Genomic DNA, 20,278 nt, shown 5'->3' with positions numbered 1-20,278 from the left:
GGGCCACCTGAAGATGTGACACAGACCCGGCCTACGCGAATCCGCGTGGGCAGCGGGCTCGGCTTGGCGTTTTCCGTGGCTTACCATCGCCGCTCCACACCAAGGACGGGATGGCATGCACAAGGGAAAAGCATGGACGGTGGCGACGCTTGGCGTGGCCGCCCTGGCCGCGGGCGATGCGCTGTCGGGCTGGCTGACGCGGCGTTTTCTCGACCTGGGAACGCAGACGCTGCGCTGGAACACCTACTACATCTACGTGCGAGCGCTGCACCTGCCGCAGGCGCAGCCTTATGCCGGGCGCATCCATGCGGCGGGGTGGCTTGGGTTCGGACTGCCCCTGCTGCTCTGGCTGGTCGCACTGTATTTCCTGTTGCGGTCGAAGCGCCCCTCCCTGCACGGCGACGCGCGCTTCGCCAAGGGTGGCGAGCTGTCCAGCCACGGGCTGTTCAAGCCGGCCGATGACGGCATCCTGGTCGGCAAGTTCCGCGGCCGCCTGGTGCGGCTCAGCGGCCAGCAGTTCGTGATCCTCGCCGCGCCCACCCGTTCGGGCAAGGGCGTGGGCGTGGTCATCCCCAACCTGCTGGAATACCGCGAGTCGGTGGTGGTGCTGGACATCAAGCAGGAGAACTACGAACTCACCAGCGGCTGGCGCGCGGCCCAGGGCCACGAGGTCTACCTGTTCAACCCGTTCGCGGAGGACCGTCGAACGCACCGCTGGAACCCGCTCAGCTATGTCTCCAGCGATCCGGCGTTCCGCGTCTCGGACCTGATGAGCATTGCCGCGATGCTCTACCCGGACGGTGCCGATGACCAGAAATTCTGGGTCAGCCAGGCACGCAACGCCTTCATGGCCTTCGCGCTGTTCCTGTTCGAGGCCTGGGACGACGCCGAGCGGCGCGGCGTGCCGGCCTCGCTGCGCACGAAGCCCACGCTCGGCGAGATCTACCGGTTGTCCTCCGGCGACGGCACCGAGCTGAAGGCGTTCTACCAGCAGCTCGCGCAGCAGCCGTTCCTGGGCAGCAACGCGAAGTCCGCCTTCGCCAACCTGCTGTCGCAGGCGGCGGAAACCTTCGCCTCGATCCTGGGCACCTTCAAGGAACCGCTGAACGCCTGGATCAACCCGGTGCTGGACGCGGCCACCAGCGCCGACGACTTCCTGCTCACCGACGTACGCAGGAAGCGCATGACCATCTACATCGGGATCCAGCCGAACAAGCTGGCCGAGAGCCGGCTGATCGTGAACCTGTTCTTCAGTCAGCTGATCAACCTCAACACCCGCGAGCTGCCGCAGAACAACCCTGCGCTGAAGCACCAGTGCCTGCTGCTGATGGACGAGTTCACCTCGATCGGCCGGGTGGAGATCATCGCTTCGGCGGTGTCGTACATGGCCGGCTACAACGTCCGCCTGCTGCCGATCATCCAGAGCATGGCGCAGCTGGACGCCACCTACGGCAAGGACGTCTCGCGCACGATGATCACCAACCATGCGCTGCAGATCGTCTACGCGCCGCGCGAACAGCAGGACGCCAACGACTATTCCGAGATGCTCGGCTACACCACGGTGCGCAAGCAGAACGTCACCCGCGGCCGCACCCGCGCCGACGTCTCGCGCAGCCACACCGAAGAGCGTCGCGCGCTGATGCTGCCGCAGGAGCTCAAGGCGATGGGCACGGGCAAGGAAGTCTTCTTCTACGAGGGCATCCCGCACCCGGTGAAGTGCGACAAGATCCGCTACTACCAGGACAAGCACTTCACGTCGCGTCTGCTGCCAAAGGTGACGATTCCCGAGCTCACCGTGTGACGCGTCCACGTGTAGGAAGAAGCTGACACCAGATCAGTCGATGCCTCGTTTTTTGCGCCCGAACGACTGGTCGACCGACATGGCAGATGTGAGGCCGATCGCAAATTCACGCATCCGACGCACCGCGTCCCGAGCTTCAGGAATGCCTGCAAAGACGTGACCGGTCGCACAATTCGCCGCTGCAACAAAACGGTCGGAAACGGCCCGTCGCGGGCGCCACCACGCGCTTTTCCGGATGCGATGCGGCACTTGCCAGCCCTTGTCGTACAAGCGCTGCGCGGCACGTGACAAACAGATGTCGGTCCCTCCGTGCACGGCCTGCAACCGATCGATCAAACGATCGAGTTAAAGTGGGCGAAGCGCACGCCTAGGAATTTTTCAAGCAGGATTTTCCTATTGGCAGGGCACGCCGCTTTTGGCAAAACTCTGCCGCGGATGGCCGAGCCATCCACAGGGGGCGTACTCCGAATCGCCGCGAACAGGCGATGCGCATCCGGCACGGATGAGCAAGGAGCACGTCGCAGGAAGCAACTCCCGCGAGCAAGAGCCAAGGATCGCCATGGAACGGGCAGCACGTCCCGGTGGCACGCAGCCACCCTTTCCCCGATATCCGTCCGCCGTCGCATCTCGTTGCGTCGCGGATGAAGCTTGTCCGTCGGTCGCGACCCACGGACCACACGGATCGTTTTGACACGGCCGGACACCCCGGCACGCCAGGCAGGAACGCAGGATGCGCTTGAACATCTCGCCCCACGCGGGGCCCACACCTTTCTCGACTACAACGACCACGCGCGTCGCGCCTGGCGCCGGACGGCGCGCCGGCGACAAGCGGCATGCGCTCGCCGGGCTGCTGGTCCTCGCCGCGCTCGCCCTGGCCGGGTGTGGCACCCAGCCGGCGCGCGACTTCCGTGGCTCGTGGAAACCGGTCAACCGATTCCAGGCCCGGCCCACCGAGATTCCGCTGGAGCAGCCGTACACCTTCTTCGCCGCGCCGCTGGACGAAACGCTGCGCACGATGCTCGAGCGCTGGGCGAAGGACACCGGTCGCGCGCTGGACTACGAACTGGGCTACGACGTCACCCTGTATCGACCGGTGTCGGACATCCACACGGCGGACCTTGCGCAGGCCACCGAGGAGCTGAGCAGGATCTACGCCGCCCAAGGCGTACAGGTCGTCGGCCAGCCACGGCGGATCCTGGTCCGCGCTGCCGCTGGCGGTGCGGCGTCCGCGCCGGCGACGGGAGCACGCCCATGACGCCGCCGCGCCACCGTCGCACGACCACGGAAGCCCCGCGATGAACATGAAGAAGTCCCCCACGCCGGCGATCGACAAGGCCGTCGCCCGCTCGGTCAATTTCGAGCTGAGCATCGCCGACATGGCCCGGCGTAGCGAACGACGCGCCTGGATGGTGGCTTTCAGTGCCATCGGCATGTCGCTGATCCTCGCCGGTGGCTATTTCTACATGCTGCCGCTCAAGCAGAAGGTGCCCTACCTGGTGATGGCCGACGCCTATACCGGCACCGCCACGGTGGCCCACCTGACCGGCAACTTCGGCCCGCACGGCATCACCACCAACGAGGCGATCAACCGCAGCAACGTCGCCCACTTCGTGCTGGCGCGCGAGTCCTACGACTTGGCCATGCTGAACCTCGGCGACTGGAAAACCGTGCAGACCATGGCCTCCCCTGGCGTAAAGGCCGCCTACATGGCCGAGTACTCCTCGCAGAACCCGGACAGTCTGTACAAGCAGTACGGCAAGGACCGCGCAATCCGTATCCGCCTGCTCAGCATCGTCCTGCTCGACTCCGGTCCGGGCCGCCCGCCACGCGGCGCCACCGTCCGCTTCCAGCGCAGCCTGTACGACAAGGCCACCGGCGCGACGCATCCGATGGACAACAAGATCGCGACGCTGGAGTTCACCTACAAGCCGAACCTGGAGATGGACGACCAGAGCCGCATCGAGAATCCGCTCGGCTTCTGGGTCACCGGCTACCGCGTCGACAACGATTACGCCTCGGCACCTCCCCCAGAGGTCGCTGCCGCGCCAGTGCCCACCACGATCGAGTCCGTTCCGCCGGCGGCGACCACCGCACCGCCGGTGCCGGCGGCGACAGAGCCCGCCATGACACCTCCCACGGCAACCACGGGGACGACCCACTGATGAATCGGCCTCTGCCATGGTGTCTGCTCGCCACGCCGATCCTTGCCCTGCTGGTGGCTGCGCCATCGGCGAGCGCCCAGGCGCTGCAGACCTACGACTATCAGCCCGACCGCATCTACCCTGTGCGCACCGGGCTGGGCATCACCACCCAGATCGAACTGAGTCCGAGCGAAAAGATCCTCGACTACAGCACCGGCTTCAGCAGCGGCTGGGAGCTGACCCGACGCGACAACGTCTTCTACCTCAAGCCAAAGAACGTCGACGTGGACACCAACATGATGGTCCGCACGGCGACGCACTCGTACATCTTCGAGCTCAAGGTGGTGGCCACCGACTGGAAGACGCTGGACCAGGCGCGCCGCGCCGGCGTGCAGTACAAGATCACCTTCAAGTACCCGGACGACACCAGCTTCGCGGCAGCCAAGAAGCAGCAGGAGAACGCATCCGCGCAGAGTGCCGCGCTGGTGCCGGGGCGCAGCTACAACTTCGACTACGACTACGCCACACGCACCGCGAAGAAGGCGCCCTGGCTGGTACCGGTCAACGTCTACGACGATGGCCGCTTCACCTACATCCGCATGAGCGACATGAAGGCTTTCCCGACCGGTGACTTCCCGGCGGTCTTCATGCGCGAGACAGAGCACGGCGAGGACTCGCTCGTGAACACCACCGTGGAAGGCAACACGATCATCGTCCACGGCACCTATTCCTACCTGGTGATCCGGCACGGCGACTACGTCGTGGGCCTGCGAAGGAACGTGAAGAAGTGAGCGCCCAAACACCCCAACAGCCCGGCGACGAGCACGGGCACGAAGCACCGACGGACCCGCGACACGATCCGGTAGCCGGCAACCCCTACGCCAGCCATTACCAGCAGCGCGTCGAGGAACCGGATCTGGACGCCGGTGCCCCGCAACTGCGCACCGCGGAACTGCGGCGCATGAATCGCCGCGCGCTGTTCCTGCTGGCCGCCGTCGTGCTGCTGTTGCTGATGGTCGCCTACTGGATGATCCAGAGCGCGATGACCCCGCGCGAGCGGCCCAAGATGCGCGAGGAAAAAGTCACCGTCGCCGAAGCTCCCGCGGCGGTAGCGCTGCCGCAGCTGCCCCAGCCGGCGCCCGCGCCCGTGGCGGCAGCACAACCGATTCCCCTGATGCCGCCGCCGTCCACACCGGCGTTGCCGCGTACGCCCGCCGCACAGGCACCGCAGGAACCCGGCCTGGTCCAGCGCCGCATTGCCGCCGCCGAGGCTGGCGAAGCCGCGCCGCCTACGATTCCGGCAGCGCTTACTTCTGCGGGCAACGGCCTGCCGGGCAGCGGCGATTCGGAGATCACCAGCGCCCAGCCACTGACCAAGCCGGACACGCTGATGCAGCGCGGCACCTATATCCGTTGCGTGCTGGAGACGCGGATCATCTCCGACATCTCCGGCTACAGCACCTGCCTGGTGACCGAACCGGTGTACTCGTTCAACGGCCACACGCTGCTGCTGCCGAAGGGCTCGAAGATCCTTGGCTCGTACCAGAAGAACCAGAGCCAGCGGCGCGTCGAGGTGGTGTGGGATCGCATCATCACCCCCACTGGCATCGATGTGAACATGAAGAGCCCGGGCATCGACAACCTGGGCGGCGCCGGCCTGCCTGGCCAGTACGACGCGCACTGGGGCAGCCGCATCGGCGCGGCCCTGCTGATCAGCATGCTCAGCGACGCGTTCAAGTACGAGGCCGCGAAGCACGGTCCGACCACCACCACCATCAGCAACGGCTACGTCACCCAGGAACCGTTCGAGAGCAATACTGCCCGTACCGTGCAGAACCTGGCCGACCAGGCCGTGCGCGAAGCGGCGAACCGTCCGCCGACCGTGACCATCAACCAGGGCACCGTCATCTACGTCTACGTCGCCAAGGACGTGGACTTCAGCGGCGTGGTCGCGCGGCTCTGAGGAGCAGGTCATGGACGACCGGATGGCAGCCATCTCCAGCGACTTCCTCGACTACCAGTACGAGGTGCTGGGGCTGCGCGAGTTCATGGCCTCGCCGGACGTCACCGAGATCTGCATCAACCAGCCGGGCGAAATCTACCTGGAGCGGCGCGGTGGGTGGCACCGGGTCGACGTACCCTCGCTTACCTTCGAGCGCGCGCGCCAGTTCTGCACCGCGGTGATCAACGAGAGCAACACCGGGCAGCGCATCACCGACGTGGACCCGGTGGTCTCGCTCACCTTCCCCACCGGCCAGCGCGCGCAGTTCGTGATCCCTCCGGCGTGCGAGGCCGGCCGGGTGTCGATCACCATCCGGCTGCCGTCCAGGCAGCTGCGCACGCTCGATCAGTACCAGGCCGACGGCTTCTTCGACGAGATCGTCGAAGTGCAGCAGGGCATCGGCGAGCAGGACAGCGCGCTGCTCGAACTGCGCGCCGCGCGCCGCTATGCGGAGTTTTTTCGGCAGGCGGTGCTCGACAAGAAGAACATCGTGGTGTCCGGCGCCACCGGCAGCGGCAAGACCACCTTCATGAAGTCGCTGGTCAACCACATCCCGGCCGACGAGCGGCTGGTGACCATCGAGGACGCGCGCGAGCTTTTCATCGCGCAGCCGAACGTGGTGCACCTGCTTTACTCCAAGGGCGGCCAGAGCGCGAGCAACGTCACCGCCAAGAGCTGCATGGAAGCCTGCCTGCGCATGAAGCCGGACCGCATCATCCTGGCCGAGCTGCGCGGCGACGAATCGTTCTACTTCATCCGCAATTGCGCCTCGGGCCACCCCGGCTCGATCACCAGCTGCCACGCCGGCAGCACCGAGCAGACCTGGGACCAACTGGCTCTGATGGTGAAGGCCTCCACCGAGGGTGCCGGGCTGGAATTCGACACGATCAAGCGCCTGCTGCGCATGACGATCGACATCGTCGTGCACATCAAGGCCCACGCCGGACGCCGCTGCATCACCGGCATCGACTTCGACCCAGGCCGCGCGGCCGCGGGCCACTGATCCGGAGGGTTCACCATGCTCGCCGCCATCGACTTGTCCACCTGCCCCAATCTCGCCGTCCCGGCCGAGGTGATGCAGCACGTCGCCCAGGTGGAATCCGGCAACAATCCCTTCGCCATCGGCGTAGTGGGGGGACGACTGCAGCGCCAGCCACGCAACCTGGCCGAAGCCACGGCCACCGCGCGCATGCTTGAGCGCCGGGGATACAACTACTCGCTGGGCATCGCCCAGGTGAACCGCGCCAACCTGGGACATTACGGACTGCACACCTACGCCAGGGCCTTCGATCGCTGCAGCAACCTGCAGGCGGGCGCAAGCATCCTCGCCAACTGCTATGCGCGGGCCGGCGGCGACTGGGGCAAGGCGTTCAGCTGCTACTACTCGGGCAATTTCGTCACCGGCTACCGCGACGGCTACGTGCAGCGGGTATACGCCTCGATGGGCGCGCCCGGCGACCGCGACGGTGGAGGGACCGCCATCCCGCTGGAACGGGGCAAGCCCGTCCGGAAGCGCACGCACGACCGGGCGGGTTCCGTGTCCAACCGCCTCGTCACCCTCCGCAGCATGGCACTGGATACAGCCGCCGCGGCCGTCGTCTCGAAGATGGCCGGGCAACCGGGGACACCCGCGGTCGATGGCCATGAAGGCCACAGCCCGTCTGCGGCAGACGCCGCGCCCACTCCAACCCCGCCGGTCGCCGCACGACCCGCTGGGGCGTCGACCGACGACGTGTTCCACCCCATCGTGCGCGGCCCCGGCGATCCGACCGCCATCGCAAGCGCCGCGCCACCGCCTGCGCAGCGGGCAGTCGATCGCGCCGACCTGCGCCAGGAGCATGCCGATGCCGCCTTCGTGTTCTGAAACGGCTCGCACGCGATGCGTGGCCATGGCCACGTGCGCGCCACCGATCCGGCCAACTGGCCGACGCCCGGACGCGAATCCGCTCGCTCCCGGGCATCCACCGGACGGCCGCCCCTGACGGTCGCCCACCTTCCGGCCATGCACCCGGCCACCTGTTCAACGTCGACAAGGAAATTCGAGATGGCTCCGAACCTGACCCGCAAGGACTCCGTGCTTCATTCCCAGCGCACCCGCCTCTTCGTCTTCATGTGCATGGCCGCACTGCTGGCGTTCGTGCTTCCCGGCACCGCGTTCGCATCAGGCGATGAGACCGCTACCACCGTGTGCGGGTTTGCCAGCAGTATCAACAATGTACTCAATGCTGTTTCGATCGTGGTAGTGACCATCGCGGTGATCTTCTCCGGCTACCAGATCGCCTTCGCACACAAGCGCATTTCCGATGTGTCGCCGGTGCTGATCGGCGCGATCCTGATCGGCGCGGCGGGCCAGATCGCCAAGATGTTCCTGGCCGGCAGCACCACGGCCGCAGGCGCCACCGCGTGCACCGCGCAGGTGGTGACACACCTGCTGACGCACTATGCATAAGAACGCGCTGTTTCGTGGCTGCACCCGCCCGCCGATGTTCCTCGGCGTGCCCTACGTGCCGTTCTTCCTCGGCGCGGGCGGGTGCATGCTGCTGGCGATGTACACCAATCTGTTCTACCTGCTGCTGATGCCGGTGGTGATCTTCGTGATGCGCCAGATGGCGCGTCGCGACGAGATGATCTTCCGCCTGCTCGGCCTTCGCCTGCAGTTCCGCACACGCATGCGGAACATCCGGGAAAACGACGGCATGTGGGTATTGACGCCCAACCTCTATCGCGACCCGGCAAAAACCAAACCGTGAGCCACTCCGGGCGCCCCGCTGATGCGGGGTGCCCTCTGGATCTTCGCCATGCCCAAAGCCGCCTTCATTCCCGATACGCCGATCAGCGAGTTCGTCCCGCTGTCCACGCACGTGTCGCCCACGGTGCTCAAGACCACCGGCGGCGATTTCCTGCTGGTGTGGCGACTCGGTGGCCTGCCGTTCGTGGGCCGCGAGGAGTGGGAGATCGAGCACAGGCACAGCACCTTCAACCGCCTGCTGCAGACCCTCCGCGCGCCGGACTTCGTCAACGTGGCGTTCTGGGTGCACGACATTCGCCGGCGCCGGCGCCTGCGCGACCACAGCCGGTTCGGCCAGGCCTTCAACCAATCGCTGTCCGATGCCTACTACCAGGCGCTGTCGTCGCAGAAGTTGATGCAGAACGAGCTTTACCTGACCCTGCTCTACCGCCCCGTGGTCAGCGGCAAGCGCTTTGCCGAGAAGTCCGCCGACCTCACCCGGCTGGAAGCCGAGCAGGCCGATGCGGTCAACACCATCCTCGAGCTGGCTGGCAACGTCGAGGCCGTACTGAAGGATTACGCTCCGTATCGGCTGGGCATGTACGAGGCGACCAACGGCGTCGTGTTCTCCGAGGCACTGGAGTTCTATGGCTACCTGCTCAACCGCATCGACGAGCCGGTGCCGGTGCTGCCGGCCCCGGTGCCGGAGTACCTGCCGCTCAGCAAGCAGCGTTTTTCGGCCCGGACCGGCGACTTCGTACTTACCACCCCTGACGGGACCAACCAGTTCGGCGCCATCCTCAACATCAAGGAATACACCGAGGGTACCTACCCGGGCATCCTCAACGGCCTGAAGTACCTGGATTTCGAATACGTCATCACCCACTCCTTCAGCCCGATGGGCCGGCACGACGCGCTGAAGGCGCTGGACCGCACCAAAGGCATGATGATCTCCTCCGGCGACAAGGCCTTCAGCCAGATCGCCGAGCTGGACCAGGCGATGGACCAGCTGGCCTCCGGCAATTTCGTGCTTGGCGAATACCATTTCAGCATCGCCATCTACGCCGTCAGCCAGGAGGCCCTGTCGCAGCAGCTCGCCACCACCCGCGCCGAGCTGTCCAACGCCGGCTTCGTGTCGGTGAAGGAGGACCTGGCCGTCACCGCCGCGTTCTATGCGCAGTTTCCGGGAAACTGGAAGTACCGCACCCGGCTGGCCAACGTCAGCTCGCTGAACTTCCTCGGCCTGTGCCCGCTGCACAACTTCGCCACCGGCAAGAAGGACAACAACCCCTGGGGCGCGTGCGTCACCACACTGCAGACCACCAACGGCCAGCCTTACTACTTCAACTTCCACGCCACCCATCCGGCGGAGAACTCGCTCGGCGAGAAGGCGATCGCCAACACCATGGTCATCGGCAAGTCCGGCACGGGCAAGACGGCGCTGATCAACTTCCTGCTCAGCCAGGTGCAGAAGCTCGATCCCTCGCCGACGATCTTCTTCTTCGACAAGGATCGCGGCGCAGAAATCTTCGTGCGCGCCTGCGGGGGCAACTACCTGGCGCTGGAGAACGGCCGCCCCACCGGATTCAACCCGTTCCACTGCGAACGCACCGAAGCCAACGTGCAGTTCCTTGCCGAACTGGTGAAGGTGCTGGTCGGCAAGGCCGTCTACAGCTCGCGCGAGGAGGAGGACATCTTCCGCGCGGTCGAGAACATCCTCGACACGCCGATGCACCTGCGCACCATGACCAACTTCCAGAAGAGCCTGCCCAACATGGGCGACGACGGGCTCTACATCCGCATGCGCAAGTGGACAGCCGGCAACTCGCTGGGATGGGTGTTCGACAACCCGGTCGACACCATCGACCTGGAGAAGGCCAGCATCATCGGCTTCGACTACACCGACATCATCGACAACCCGGAAGTACGCGTGCCGGTCATCAATTACCTGCTGCACCGACTGGAGGCACTGATCGACGGCCGTCCGCTGATCTACGTGATGGACGAGTTCTGGAAGATCCTCGACGGCAAGGGCGGCCTGAAGGAATTCGCCAAGAACAAGCAGAAGACCATCCGCAAGCAGAACGGCCTGGGCATCTTCGCCACGCAGAGCCCGGAGGACGCGCTGGCCAGCGACATCGCCGCCGCACTGATCGAGCAGACCGCCACGATGATCCTGCTACCCAATCCCAACGCCAGCCGCGAGGACTACGTCGACGGCCTCAAGCTCACCGAGGCGGAATACCAGGTAGTGGTCAGCCTGGACGAGCGCTCCCGCTGCTTCCTGGTCAAGCAGGGCCACGCCAGCGCCGTCTGCCAACTCAACCTGCGCGGCCTCGACGACCACCTGGCAGTGATATCGGCCTCCACCGACAACATCGAGATCATGCACGAGGTGCTCAAGGCCAGCGCGCAGGCTGTGGGCTGCTCACCGGACGACCTCGCGCCTGAGCAGTGGCTTGAGACGTTCTATGAGAACCGCAAGGGAAGCGGGAAAGGCGGAACTTCCCCAGGGACCCGTAACTCGCTGTCCAAAGTCAGGACGGGCTGAAAGCTATCGCGATGAAGATGGAGCATTTCTATGAATGAGAAATCGAATGGAACCCGTGCGCTCACTGGTGCGATCTCTCGTGCCTTGATCACAGCCAGCGTCATCATGTTCGCGGGATCGGCGAGCGCCCAGTGGATCGTCCACGATCCCGGGAACGCCGTAATCAACGAGAGCGGCTTCGCATCGCAGCTCGCCAAAACCATCGAACAGTATGCGATGCAGGCCCAGCAATATGCGACGCAGCTGCAGCAATATCAGAACATGCTGACATCCATCGAGAGTCTCGGCACGGGCATTTCGCTCTTTCCGAAAACCATGCAACGCATGAGTGACGCGCAGATCCAGAAACTCGTCGAACAGGCCTGCCCCGGACCTTCACTCGGCACGGGCGTCATCGGAGCGATCACTTCGACGCTCGAGTACGAAGCATCGTTCAACAAGCCCATCACGGAGAGCCAACAGGTGATCTGCCAGCAGATCGTGATGCTGCAGGCGGACGAATACAACGTGACAGTCGATGCCATGGGGCAACTTGCGGTGCAGGCGAGTACCGTTCAAAAGCTGAGCAAAGTAGTGAACTCGATCAGTTCCATGGGCAAAGCAGCGAGCGCAACCTCCCAGACGGAGCAGTACCTCTCCCAACTCCAGACTGCTGCCGAGACCTGGCAGAAGCAGATCGAGGCAGACGAAGCGGTCATCCAGACCCTGAAGCGTCAGCAGGGCATTCTTGCCAAGGTCGCGCTTACCGGGAGCAACACCGTACTCGGCAACGTCGTGCAGGCAGCTGCGCTTAAAGCCGCCTTCACCATCAACGACTAGCCGGTGGATCCGACGGCGATACCTCCACATGGCGACACACGGGATGTGCGATGAGCAATTTGGGTGACTATGTCTACTTCGCGCTGGTCTACGACTACCTGCAGAAGCAGATCGCCGACTTCCAGCACAACGTGCTGGAGAACATGATGACGTGGGCAAGCGGCATCGCGCTGGTGCTGGTCACCCTCTGGATCATGATCCAGGGCTTTCGCCTCATCACCGGACAGTCACGCGACTCGATGATGGCGATGGTGGTCAACATGACCCGCATCGTCATCATCGTTACGGCAGCCACCACGATGAGCATCTTCGGTAGCTCGCTTCAAGGCGTGCTGTCGGCCAATGGAACCCTCGGCACCGAGATCAGCAAGGCGGTGTCAGGCGAAGATTCCCCGGTATCCGCCATCGACAAGAACATGGCCGCTACGCAACTGACGCTTGCTGCGATCGATGTAGTACAAGTCCCCCCAGGCGATACCGCAACCGCCGAACAAAAGGCCCATGCGATGCTGCTCGCCGGCTTCGGTGCGGCCAGTCCGGCCATGGCCGCGGGCGCCATGCTTCTCCTGTATCAATTCACCATGGCGATCTTCGTCGGGCTGGGGCCATTTTTCATCCTCTGTCTGATCTTCGATCAAACCAAGGAACTGTTCCGGCGATGGCTCCTCTACGGCATCGGCACACTTTTTTCGATCGCCGTGCTATGCGTCGTCACCAGCATCGTGCTCAAGCTCACCGTGAATGTGGCAGCCGCGCTATGGGGAGCGAACGTGATAAACAACATTACCGGGCTCGGAGCCGAGGGATTTTCGAGCCAGGCCTTGCAGCAGGGTGGCATTGGCCTCCTACTAACGGTCCTGATCATCTCTGTTCCGCCGCTCGCGGCGACGTTCTTTCAGGGTACGGTTGGGAACTTCCTGACTTACTCAGCCTTTGGTACGGGAATGGTGGGTGGCAATCGGCTAGGTCCTCAGGGCCAACCACCCGGATCATTCGGCTACTTCGGGCAGAGTCAATACGGCCCCACAGTTCCCGTGCAACAAACCAGCACGGCGAGGGGCGGCTCCGAAGCGTTCCTTCACTCGACCATGCGATCGCCCCCACCTGCAAGATCAGATGCCGACGCCGTAAGGTCCATGCCGGACAGGCGTCATTGAAGCTACGACAAGGCAAAAATTATGCGGATATGCCGAATCCTCCTATTAATACTCTCGCTCTCGATGACGTTCAGCAGCGCACGCGCTGAAGGGAATTGCCCTCCTGGCTACTACCCGACAGGCGCCCCTCAGGGACAAGCTGGCCCTCAAGGTTGTGCGCCCATACCGAGCGACTCGAACCCATCCTCATCGCCATCCTTGCCGCCCCCACCAGAATGGCAGGATCACTGGGGCGCAATAGCAACCGACGGATTAGGTGGTCACCTTGGCGTATCGACCGACGCCTGGACCAAGGCTACGGCGGAAGCAATTGCGCTGGCAGACTGCAAACAAAAAGGGGGACTTGGGTGCCAAGTTGAAAACACCTACGTCAACGCCTGCGTAGCAATGATTTTGGGTGATGATGAACACAATTCGAGCAGCGCCCCAACACGCAGCGAAGCGATAGCCCTTGGCTTGGAGACGTGCAACAAGTCAGATAAGCATTGTCTGGTCTTCTACACCGCTTGTAGCCTCCCAGTGCGGATTAGATGATGCGGCGTTTGCGCTCCGACTTCTTGCGTTTTATCGCCATATCGCTTGCCGTGCCGCTAGCACTTCACGCTCAGGGTCATTGCCCCCAAGGGCAATACCAAGCGTTACCTTCGGGCACCCCAGGCCCCGGCCGTTGCGTGCCAGTCCCACGGAATCTGCAGGGTGTAAGGCTTGATCTACCACAGCCCGCAACGCACTGGGGAGCAATCGCTGCCGATGAGGTGAGAGGTAATTTCGGCGCTGCGCGTGACCTGCCGAACAGGCTGGCCGCAACGGAACAGGCCATGACACGATGCAGGCAGACCGGAGGCACACATTGCGAAGTGGCGACTGCCTTCGGCAATGGCTGCGGAGTTCTGGTGGCCGGAGAGAAGGGTTGGCAGGGCTTCGCCGACGTCACGGTTCGACACGCGCAGCAGACCGGTATCACGGTTTGCAGGAAGAACGGCAATCAACATTGCCGGGTCATCTATTCGGATTGCAGTCCCGGGCAGTGAGACCGGATTACCCAGGGAGGGATTCTGATGAAGAAGCGCACCGGCGGGAAAGTCCTCGCCTTGGTCCTCATGCTGGCAAGTAGCGGCGGAGTGGTGGCACAGGGCTACTACGAGCTGATCCCCTACTACGGCAATGATCCCTTCGTGTTCTGCACGTTCGGGGTCCCTACCGATTGCTGGTTTCCCATCAACCCGGCGACCGGCACCTTCGGCGTCTGGAACTACTACTGCTTCAACCCCGTTTCAGCCGCGCAATACGCGCGAGTCTGCCCGCACGCCTTTGTCCCCGTCGGCCAGGTGAAAAGCCCAAGACGTGAGGTCGATAAGGAGCGCAAGTCCGCAAGGTCTGGAATCTCATGAAGATGGCCAACGGTAAGCTGGCTGCCATCGTGCTGGTGGGACTGCTTGCATCTGTGTGCGTGGTATTTGCGTCGGTCGCTGCTTCCGGTAGCGCGCCGCCCAAGGTCGTGGATGCTGCGAAGGATCGTCCCTACCCGCTCCTGCGCGAACGCCTGCTGCTCGATGGATGGTTGCCCGTGCAGAACGCCCGGTGCACCGCGGAATCCGGGAGGGCACAGGCATGCAATCGCTGGCTGGAGCTGCAGCGATGCGGAAGCGACGGCCGCTGCCTGATGCAATGGGGCGACGGGGACGGCGCCAGGGTGATGCGGGTGGAGGTTTCCGGCATGCCCGCCGGCGACGATGCGGATCCCAGACAGGCGCAGGTGATGGTGAAAGACACCGCCGAGCGCCCGGTGCAGGCGGTTTCGCCTGCCGCCGCGCGCTGTCCTTCGACCGATTTCGGGCAATTCCTTCGGGTCTTCGCCAGCGCACCCGCGGTGCGGCGGGCGTTCGTGGTGCCACTGGTGCGCGCGACCGTGCTGGTGTCCGATGCCGACAGGGATCGACTGGAGCCGGCGTACATCCGCGGCGAACGGGCGGATGCGTTCAACGTCGCCTATCGCGCGGGCAGCTTTCATCACGTTGGCGTCGACGGCATCGATGCCGACCCGCTCCCGCTCGACATCCGCACGCCTTCGCCCGACGTGCGCGATGTCTCTTATGTCTATGGCTCGTCGGAAGGCCGAAGCTTCGAATTCATCCGACGCGAGGACTGCTGGTACCTGACCGGGAACCTCCGGCCCACCGGCCCCTGATCACCACCGCACGCGGAGTCCCCGGATCACTACACGGAGGGAGGCCCCTATGTCCCGCTACACCATCAGCGAGAGCTTCGGCTCCCGCATGCTGCCGGTCCATTCGTACGAAGACCTGCACAAGCACCACCCGAGCTCAGGGCGCGAGCCCAATCGCCAGTACGGCACGGCGCACGGGGAGCTGGAGGAGATCCGTCGCGTCGACGGCCGGGTGTTCGTGAAGAAGGATTTCGTGCTCGCCCAGGACGTCCCCGGCCCGGTGGAGATCCCCGCACCGGTCGCTGGCTTTGCGCACTTCCTGCACGACGCCTGGAACACCGTGCAGATCTAAGACAAACCCTACGGCACGCCCGGCGCACAGCGCGAGGGCCAGGTGCTGCACATGGTCCCCGGCAGCTCGCCGTTCGGCGAAGGCGCCCACATCCGCTACGGCCAGCGGCTGGGCGAGATGGGCCAGACCGGCAGCCCAGGCTCCATCCATGCACACGTCGAGCTGGAAGTCGGGCAGTTCGAGCGTTACATCCGCGACATCAACAACGGCACGATCCGCCCGGGCGTCATCCCACGCAACAGCCCGGGCGGCATGGAGGCGCTACTCGGCGAAGGCAGTCGCGGTACGGACGTCGCCTAGCTGCAGCGCGCGCTTGGCCAGCTCGGCTACAGCGGCACAGGCCAGACCCCGCTGACCGCCGACGGGGTGTTCTGCGCCAACACCCTGCACGCCGTGCAGGCATTCCAGCGTGGCCACGCGCTCGACGTCGACGGCAAGGTGGGCCCAAGTACCGATGCGGCGATTGACGAAGCGCTTGCCGCGCACCGGACCACCGGGCTCCAGTCCGGGTTGAACCGGTTCGGCTACACCGACAGCGACGGGCGGCCCCTGCAGGTCGACGGGGACTTCGGGGCGCAGACACGCTTCGCGGTCGAGGCTTTCCAGCGCGACCACCACCTCAGCATCGATGGCAAGGTCGCGCCCCGGACACAGGGTGAGCTCGATGCGGCGCTGACACACCGGGCGCAGTCATCCGCTGCGCCGACGAACCCGCCTCTGAGCGACCCCAGGAACCCGGACAACCCGCTCTACCGGCAGGCACTCGCACAGGTTCAGAAGATCGATGCCGATATGGGACGTCGCTCCGACGAGCACGGCGAGCGGCTGGCCGCCGCACTGGTGTCGGTGGCCAAGGCCCATGGCCTGACGCGGATCGATGCCGTCGCACTGAGCGATGACGGCTCGCGCACCTTCGTCGCACAGGAAACGACGCCGGTCCGGCGGATGGCTGACGTCTCAACCGCCGAAGCGGTACGCCCCCCATCGAGCGGAGCAGCGTCGACGTGCGACAGGTGCAGGTGGTGGCGCCGCCCGCCGCCAATCCGGTCCCCGGGCAGACCGCCACGCCGGCGCGCCCGGGCGGGGATGCACCGCCCGCCACCTTGATGGCCTGACGCATCGCGAGCGGCCGACCCGCGGCGCAGGCCGCGCGGGCATGGCCTCCGATCTGACGGAGCCGCGACCGGGCCGCCCGGTTCATCGTCGTGCCGGGCTCCGGCGGGACGCGCCTCAAGCGTTCGCCAGCTTGCGCAACCGCCGCGCCGCGCGTCGCTCGCGGCGCTTCTCCCGCCGCACCCGCGCGCGCTCGGCCAGGCACGAGAAGATCACGTACAGCGCCGGAGTGCTGAGCAGGGTGAGGGTCTGCGAGATCAGCAGGCCGCCGATCATCGCGATGCCCAGCGGGCGGCGCAGCTCGGAGCCTTCGCCCAGGCCGATGGCAATCGGCAGCGCGGCAAGAATAGCCACAATCGAGGTCATCATGATCGGGCGGAAGCGCACGATGCACGCTTCGCGCACGGCCTCCAGCGGGGGCTTGCCGTGCTCGCGCTGCGCCACCAGGGCGAAGTCGATCATCATGATCGCGTTTTTCTTGACGATGCCGATCAGCAGCACCAGCGCGATCATCGCCACGATGGAGAGCTCGGTGTTGGTGACCACCAGCGCGGCCAGCGCACCGACGCCGGCGGCTGGCAGCGTGGAGAGGATGGTGACCGGGTGGATCAGGCTCTCGTAGAGCATGCCCAGCACGATGTAGACGGTGACGATGGCCGCCAGCATCAGCCACAGCATGTCGCCCTGCGACTGCTGGAAGCGGCGGAAGTCGTCGCCCAGCCCCACCCGGATGTCGCCGGGCATGCGCATGTCCTTCACCACCTGGTTGATGATCTGCAGCGCCTGGCCCATCGACGCACCGGGCGCAAGGTTGAAGCTCAGGTCCATCGTGGTCATCTGGTTCACGTGGCTGATCTGCGAAGGCGCCAGGCCCGGCTCCTGGTGTGCCACGGCGGTGATCGGCACCATCTTGCCGGTGTTGGAGCGCACGTAGATGCGGTTGAGCGCCTCGGGCGAGGCGGTCTGGCTGGGCAGCGCGTTCACCACCACCTTGTACTGGTTGACGTCCGAATAGATGGTCGAGACCTGGCGCTGGCCGAAGGCGTCGTACAGCGCGCCGTCGATGGTGCCCATCGAGATGCCCAGGCGTGAGGCGGCATCGCGGTCCACCACGATGTTCTGGCGCAGGCCACCCTCCTCCACATCGGAACCCACGTCGCGGAACAGCTTGTTCTTCGCCAGCTCCTTCACCAGCCTGGGCAGCCACACCTCCAGCTCCTCGAGGTTGTCGCCCTGCAGCGAGATCTCGTACTGCGCGCCCTGATTGCTGTTGCCGCCGCCGCTGGGCAGGTCCTGGATCGGCCGCAGGCGCAGGTTGAGGTCCGGGTACCTGGCGGCCTTGGCGCTGAGTCGGTCGAGCACGGCGAAGGTGTCGTCCTTGCGACCTTCGGCGCGGGTCTTGAGCTGGATGTCGAACGAACTGGCCGCGCCGCGGCGGCTGGTGCCCAGGCGCGAGCCAACCACCGCCACGTCCTTGTCGGCCATCAGCATGTCGACCAGCCGCTGCTGGCGCTTGACCATGTCCTGGAACGATACGGTCGCACCGGACGTGGCGAAGCCATGGATCAGGCCGGTGTCCTGCGGCGGAAACAGGCCGGCCTTGACCTTGCCGAACAGCAGCACGGTGAGCACGATCAGCACCAGCGGCGTGAGCGAGAACGCCAGCGCGTGGCGCAGCGAGAAGTTCAGCGCGCGCACATAGACCGCGAGCATGCGCTCGTGGGCGCGATCCAGCCATTGCCCCAGCCGCGCGAAGCGGCGCGGGCGTCGCTCGGCATGATCGTCCGCCGCATGCCCCTGCAGGAAACGCCCGCACAGCGCGGGCGTAAGCGTCAACGACACCACCGCCGACACCGCGATCGCCGAGATCAGCGTCATGGTGAACTCGCGGAAAAACATGCCGACGATGCCGCTGGCGAACAGCAGCGGGATGAACACCGCGATCAGCGAGGCGGTGATCGAGACGATGGTGAAGCCGATCTCGCGTCCGCCGCGCAGGGCGGCCTCCAGCCGCGGCACGCCCTCGTCGATGTGGCGGATGATGTTCTCGATCACCACGATCGCGTCGTCCACCACGAAGCCGATGGCGATCACCAGCGCCAGCAGGGTGAGGTTGTTGAGGGTGTAGCCGAGCACGTACATCATGATGGATGCACCGGCCAGCGACAGCGGCACCGCGGCCGCGGCGATCAGTGTCGGCGCGAGCCGGCGCAGGAACAGCGCCATGGTCAGCACCACCATCGCCAGGCTGATCAGCAGCGTGACCTGCACCTCGCGCAGCGAGGCGCGGATGGTCGGCGTGCCGTCGAAATACGGGGTGAGTGTGGTCGCCGGCTGCAGAAAGCTGCGCAGCTCCGGCAGCGTCGCGCGCACCCGGTCGACCGTGGCGATCACGTTCGCGTCCGGCTTCTTGTACACGTACAGCAGGATCGCCGGCTGGTGCCCGAAGGTACCGGCCTGGTAGGCGTCCTCGGGACCGTCGTAGACGTGGGCCACGTCGCGCAGGCGGATCGTGGTGCCGTTCTTCACCGCCACCACCAGCCCGGCGAAATCGGCAGCGGTGTGCAGCTCGTCGTTGGCGGTCACCAGCAGGTTGGTGACGCCGTTGCTGAGCGTGCCCAACGGCGAGCTGACATTGGCGGCGTTGAGCGCGTTGCGCAACTGGTCGGGCGACAGGCCCATGGCGTTGAGCTTGCGCAGGTCCACGTCGACGCGGACCGCCGGGGTCGCCGCGCCGGCGATCTCCACCGAGGACACGCCCTTGAGCTGGGTCAGCCGCGGCATCAGGAAGGTGTCGGCAACGTTGTAGAGGTCGGTGGCCGACTGCGTCTGCGAGGTCAGCGCGAGGATGATCACCGCGTCGTCGTTGGGGTTGGCCTTCTGCAGCGACGGGGCATTGGTGAGCCCGGGCGGCAGATCCGGCGCGGCGGCATTGATCGCCTGCTGCACGTCGCGGGCGGCGGCATCCAGGTTGCGGCTGCCGTCGAAGATCATGAAGACGAAGGTGCGCCCTTCCGAACTGCTCGAGCGCATCGTGTCGATGCCCGGCACCTGGCCCAGGTGGCGCTCCAGCGGCGCCGCCACGGTGGCGGCCATGGTGCCGGCATCGGCCCCGGGCTGCGAGGTCTGCACGAAGATCGCCGGAAACTGGATCGTCGGCAGCGCCGACACGCCGAGCAGGCTGTAGCAGACGGTGCCGACCAGGAACAGGCCGATCGCCAGCAGCGAGGTGCCGATCGGACGGCGCACGAAAAGGGCGGAAATGTTCATGCAGGGGTCGGGGCCATTGCGCAAGGGGAAGCAAGGCACGCAGCGCGTGGACGGATCATCGCACCCCTAACGCACGGGGGCGAGATCGGTTGATACGCGCGAGCGGGGCCGATGGAGGCTTCCCGCACGCCGGCCGCCGCAAACGCGAACGGCGCGCCCGCAAGGGCGCGCCGTGGA

General features: G+C 65.4%; 21 protein-coding genes. 19 read left to right on the top strand and 2 right to left on the bottom strand.

Annotation, left to right across the window (positions count from 1 at the left end; genetic code table 11):
* Window positions 1–115: 115 nt before the first annotated feature.
* Entirely contained in the window at window positions 116–1,801 is a 1,686-nt protein-coding gene (locus NC595_RS03140) for a type IV secretory system conjugative DNA transfer family protein (protein ID WP_253564811.1), read from the top strand.
* 33 nt (window positions 1,802–1,834) lie between these two features.
* On the opposite strand, the gene NC595_RS03135 is transcribed toward NC595_RS03140, so the two are convergent.
* On the bottom strand, window positions 1,835–2,071 hold the full coding sequence (locus tag NC595_RS03135; RefSeq protein ID WP_253564810.1) for a hypothetical protein: 237 nt from the start codon (window positions 2,069–2,071) through the stop codon (window positions 1,835–1,837).
* Between the two features lie 460 nt (window positions 2,072–2,531).
* On the opposite strand from NC595_RS03135, the gene NC595_RS03130 reads away from it, so the two are divergent.
* The 18 genes from NC595_RS03130 to NC595_RS03050 all read left to right on the top strand — a co-directional run bounded on the left by NC595_RS03130 (window position 2,532) and on the right by NC595_RS03050 (window position 16,825).
* Window positions 2,532–3,056, top strand: coding sequence for a hypothetical protein (locus tag NC595_RS03130; protein ID WP_343214886.1), 525 nt, complete (start codon window positions 2,532–2,534; stop codon window positions 3,054–3,056).
* 46 nt (window positions 3,057–3,102) lie between these two features.
* The gene (locus tag NC595_RS03125; protein ID WP_253564809.1) at window positions 3,103–3,963 is read left to right on the top strand and encodes a VirB8 family type IV secretion system protein; all 861 of its coding nucleotides are present in this window, start codon (window positions 3,103–3,105) and stop codon (window positions 3,961–3,963) included.
* A complete protein-coding gene (locus tag NC595_RS03120; protein ID WP_253564808.1) occupies window positions 3,963–4,733 on the top strand; it encodes a TrbG/VirB9 family P-type conjugative transfer protein in 771 nt (256 codons plus the stop codon). The genes NC595_RS03125 and NC595_RS03120 overlap by 1 nt, the downstream gene beginning before the upstream one ends.
* A complete protein-coding gene (gene virB10 / locus NC595_RS03115; RefSeq protein ID WP_253564807.1) occupies window positions 4,730–5,905 on the top strand; it encodes a type IV secretion system protein VirB10 in 1,176 nt (391 codons plus the stop codon). Before NC595_RS03120 ends, virB10 begins: the two co-directional genes overlap by 4 nt.
* 10 nt (window positions 5,906–5,915) lie before the next feature.
* A complete protein-coding gene (gene virB11 / locus NC595_RS03110) occupies window positions 5,916–6,947 on the top strand; it encodes a P-type DNA transfer ATPase VirB11 (RefSeq protein ID WP_253564806.1) in 1,032 nt (343 codons plus the stop codon).
* 15 nt (window positions 6,948–6,962) lie between these two features.
* Window positions 6,963–7,808, top strand: coding sequence for a lytic transglycosylase domain-containing protein (locus NC595_RS20450; protein ID WP_425493058.1), 846 nt, complete (start codon window positions 6,963–6,965; stop codon window positions 7,806–7,808).
* 180 nt (window positions 7,809–7,988) lie between these two features.
* Window positions 7,989–8,393: a TrbC/VirB2 family protein gene (locus NC595_RS03100; RefSeq protein ID WP_256488877.1), complete on the top strand. Its 405-nt coding sequence runs from the start codon at window positions 7,989–7,991 to the stop codon at window positions 8,391–8,393.
* Entirely contained in the window at window positions 8,386–8,694 is a 309-nt protein-coding gene (locus NC595_RS03095) for a VirB3 family type IV secretion system protein (RefSeq protein WP_017463877.1), read from the top strand. Before NC595_RS03100 ends, NC595_RS03095 begins: the two co-directional genes overlap by 8 nt.
* 48 nt (window positions 8,695–8,742) lie before the next feature.
* Complete coding sequence (locus NC595_RS03090) at window positions 8,743–11,223, top strand: VirB4 family type IV secretion/conjugal transfer ATPase (protein ID WP_253564805.1); 2,481 nt, start codon at window positions 8,743–8,745, stop codon at window positions 11,221–11,223.
* Between the two features lie 30 nt (window positions 11,224–11,253).
* The gene (locus NC595_RS03085) at window positions 11,254–12,042 is read left to right on the top strand and encodes a TrbJ/VirB5 family protein (RefSeq protein WP_253564804.1); all 789 of its coding nucleotides are present in this window, start codon (window positions 11,254–11,256) and stop codon (window positions 12,040–12,042) included.
* Window positions 12,043–12,092: 50 nt separating this feature from the next.
* Window positions 12,093–13,199 carry a TrbL/VirB6 family protein gene (locus NC595_RS03080; RefSeq protein WP_253564803.1) on the top strand — a complete coding sequence of 369 codons (1,107 nt, stop codon included), beginning with the start codon at window positions 12,093–12,095 and terminating at the stop codon, window positions 13,197–13,199.
* Window positions 13,200–13,220: 21 nt separating this feature from the next.
* On the top strand, window positions 13,221–13,733 hold the full coding sequence (locus NC595_RS20540; protein ID WP_425493057.1) for a DUF4189 domain-containing protein: 513 nt from the start codon (window positions 13,221–13,223) through the stop codon (window positions 13,731–13,733).
* Window positions 13,730–14,230, top strand: a complete 501-nt coding sequence (locus NC595_RS20535; RefSeq protein ID WP_425493056.1) for a DUF4189 domain-containing protein — start codon at window positions 13,730–13,732, stop codon at window positions 14,228–14,230. The genes NC595_RS20540 and NC595_RS20535 overlap by 4 nt, the downstream gene beginning before the upstream one ends.
* Window positions 14,231–14,257: 27 nt before the next feature.
* Window positions 14,258–14,590: a hypothetical protein gene (locus tag NC595_RS03070; RefSeq protein WP_253564801.1), complete on the top strand. Its 333-nt coding sequence runs from the start codon at window positions 14,258–14,260 to the stop codon at window positions 14,588–14,590.
* Window positions 14,587–15,387, top strand: a complete 801-nt coding sequence (locus tag NC595_RS03065) for a hypothetical protein (RefSeq protein WP_253564800.1) — start codon at window positions 14,587–14,589, stop codon at window positions 15,385–15,387. The genes NC595_RS03070 and NC595_RS03065 overlap by 4 nt, the downstream gene beginning before the upstream one ends.
* 49 nt (window positions 15,388–15,436) lie before the next feature.
* Window positions 15,437–15,718, top strand: a complete 282-nt coding sequence (locus NC595_RS03060) for a hypothetical protein (protein WP_253564799.1) — start codon at window positions 15,437–15,439, stop codon at window positions 15,716–15,718.
* 42 nt (window positions 15,719–15,760) lie between these two features.
* Complete coding sequence (locus NC595_RS03055) at window positions 15,761–16,018, top strand: hypothetical protein (protein WP_253564798.1); 258 nt, start codon at window positions 15,761–15,763, stop codon at window positions 16,016–16,018.
* Window positions 16,019–16,825 (top strand): peptidoglycan-binding domain-containing protein, encoded by an 807-nt coding sequence (locus NC595_RS03050; RefSeq protein ID WP_256488949.1) that lies wholly within the window; start codon window positions 16,019–16,021, stop codon window positions 16,823–16,825.
* A gap of 123 nt (window positions 16,826–16,948) precedes the next feature.
* On the opposite strand, the gene NC595_RS03045 is transcribed toward NC595_RS03050, so the two are convergent.
* Window positions 16,949–20,101: an efflux RND transporter permease subunit gene (locus NC595_RS03045; RefSeq protein ID WP_253564797.1), complete on the bottom strand. Its 3,153-nt coding sequence runs from the start codon at window positions 20,099–20,101 to the stop codon at window positions 16,949–16,951.
* Window positions 20,102–20,278 lie beyond the last annotated feature (177 nt).

It is taken from the genome of Dyella lutea, assembly GCF_024158035.1.
GTDB lineage: Bacteria > Pseudomonadota > Gammaproteobacteria > Xanthomonadales > Rhodanobacteraceae > Dyella_A > Dyella_A lutea.
The sequence above is the reverse complement of the archived record's forward strand: the minus strand, read 5'-3'. Positions and strand labels throughout refer to the sequence as shown.

Coding starts and splice junctions, on each gene's coding strand:
- NC595_RS03140 (WP_253564811.1), top strand. CDS start 116: ATGCACAAGGGAAAAGCATGGACGGTGGCGACGCTTGGCGTGGCCGCC.
- NC595_RS03130 (WP_343214886.1), top strand. CDS start 2,532: ATGCGCTTGAACATCTCGCCCCACGCGGGGCCCACACCTTTCTCGACT.
- NC595_RS03125 (WP_253564809.1), top strand. CDS start 3,103: ATGAAGAAGTCCCCCACGCCGGCGATCGACAAGGCCGTCGCCCGCTCG.
- NC595_RS03120 (WP_253564808.1), top strand. CDS start 3,963: ATGAATCGGCCTCTGCCATGGTGTCTGCTCGCCACGCCGATCCTTGCC.
- virB11 (WP_253564806.1), top strand. CDS start 5,916: ATGGACGACCGGATGGCAGCCATCTCCAGCGACTTCCTCGACTACCAG.
- NC595_RS20450 (WP_425493058.1), top strand. CDS start 6,963: ATGCTCGCCGCCATCGACTTGTCCACCTGCCCCAATCTCGCCGTCCCG.
- NC595_RS03100 (WP_256488877.1), top strand. CDS start 7,989: ATGGCTCCGAACCTGACCCGCAAGGACTCCGTGCTTCATTCCCAGCGC.
- NC595_RS03095 (WP_017463877.1), top strand. CDS start 8,386: ATGCATAAGAACGCGCTGTTTCGTGGCTGCACCCGCCCGCCGATGTTC.
- NC595_RS03090 (WP_253564805.1), top strand. CDS start 8,743: ATGCCCAAAGCCGCCTTCATTCCCGATACGCCGATCAGCGAGTTCGTC.
- NC595_RS03085 (WP_253564804.1), top strand. CDS start 11,254: ATGAATGAGAAATCGAATGGAACCCGTGCGCTCACTGGTGCGATCTCT.
- NC595_RS03080 (WP_253564803.1), top strand. CDS start 12,093: ATGAGCAATTTGGGTGACTATGTCTACTTCGCGCTGGTCTACGACTAC.
- NC595_RS20540 (WP_425493057.1), top strand. CDS start 13,221: ATGCGGATATGCCGAATCCTCCTATTAATACTCTCGCTCTCGATGACG.
- NC595_RS20535 (WP_425493056.1), top strand. CDS start 13,730: ATGATGCGGCGTTTGCGCTCCGACTTCTTGCGTTTTATCGCCATATCG.
- NC595_RS03070 (WP_253564801.1), top strand. CDS start 14,258: ATGAAGAAGCGCACCGGCGGGAAAGTCCTCGCCTTGGTCCTCATGCTG.
- NC595_RS03065 (WP_253564800.1), top strand. CDS start 14,587: ATGAAGATGGCCAACGGTAAGCTGGCTGCCATCGTGCTGGTGGGACTG.
- NC595_RS03060 (WP_253564799.1), top strand. CDS start 15,437: ATGTCCCGCTACACCATCAGCGAGAGCTTCGGCTCCCGCATGCTGCCG.
- NC595_RS03045 (WP_253564797.1), bottom strand. CDS start 20,101: ATGAACATTTCCGCCCTTTTCGTGCGCCGTCCGATCGGCACCTCGCTG.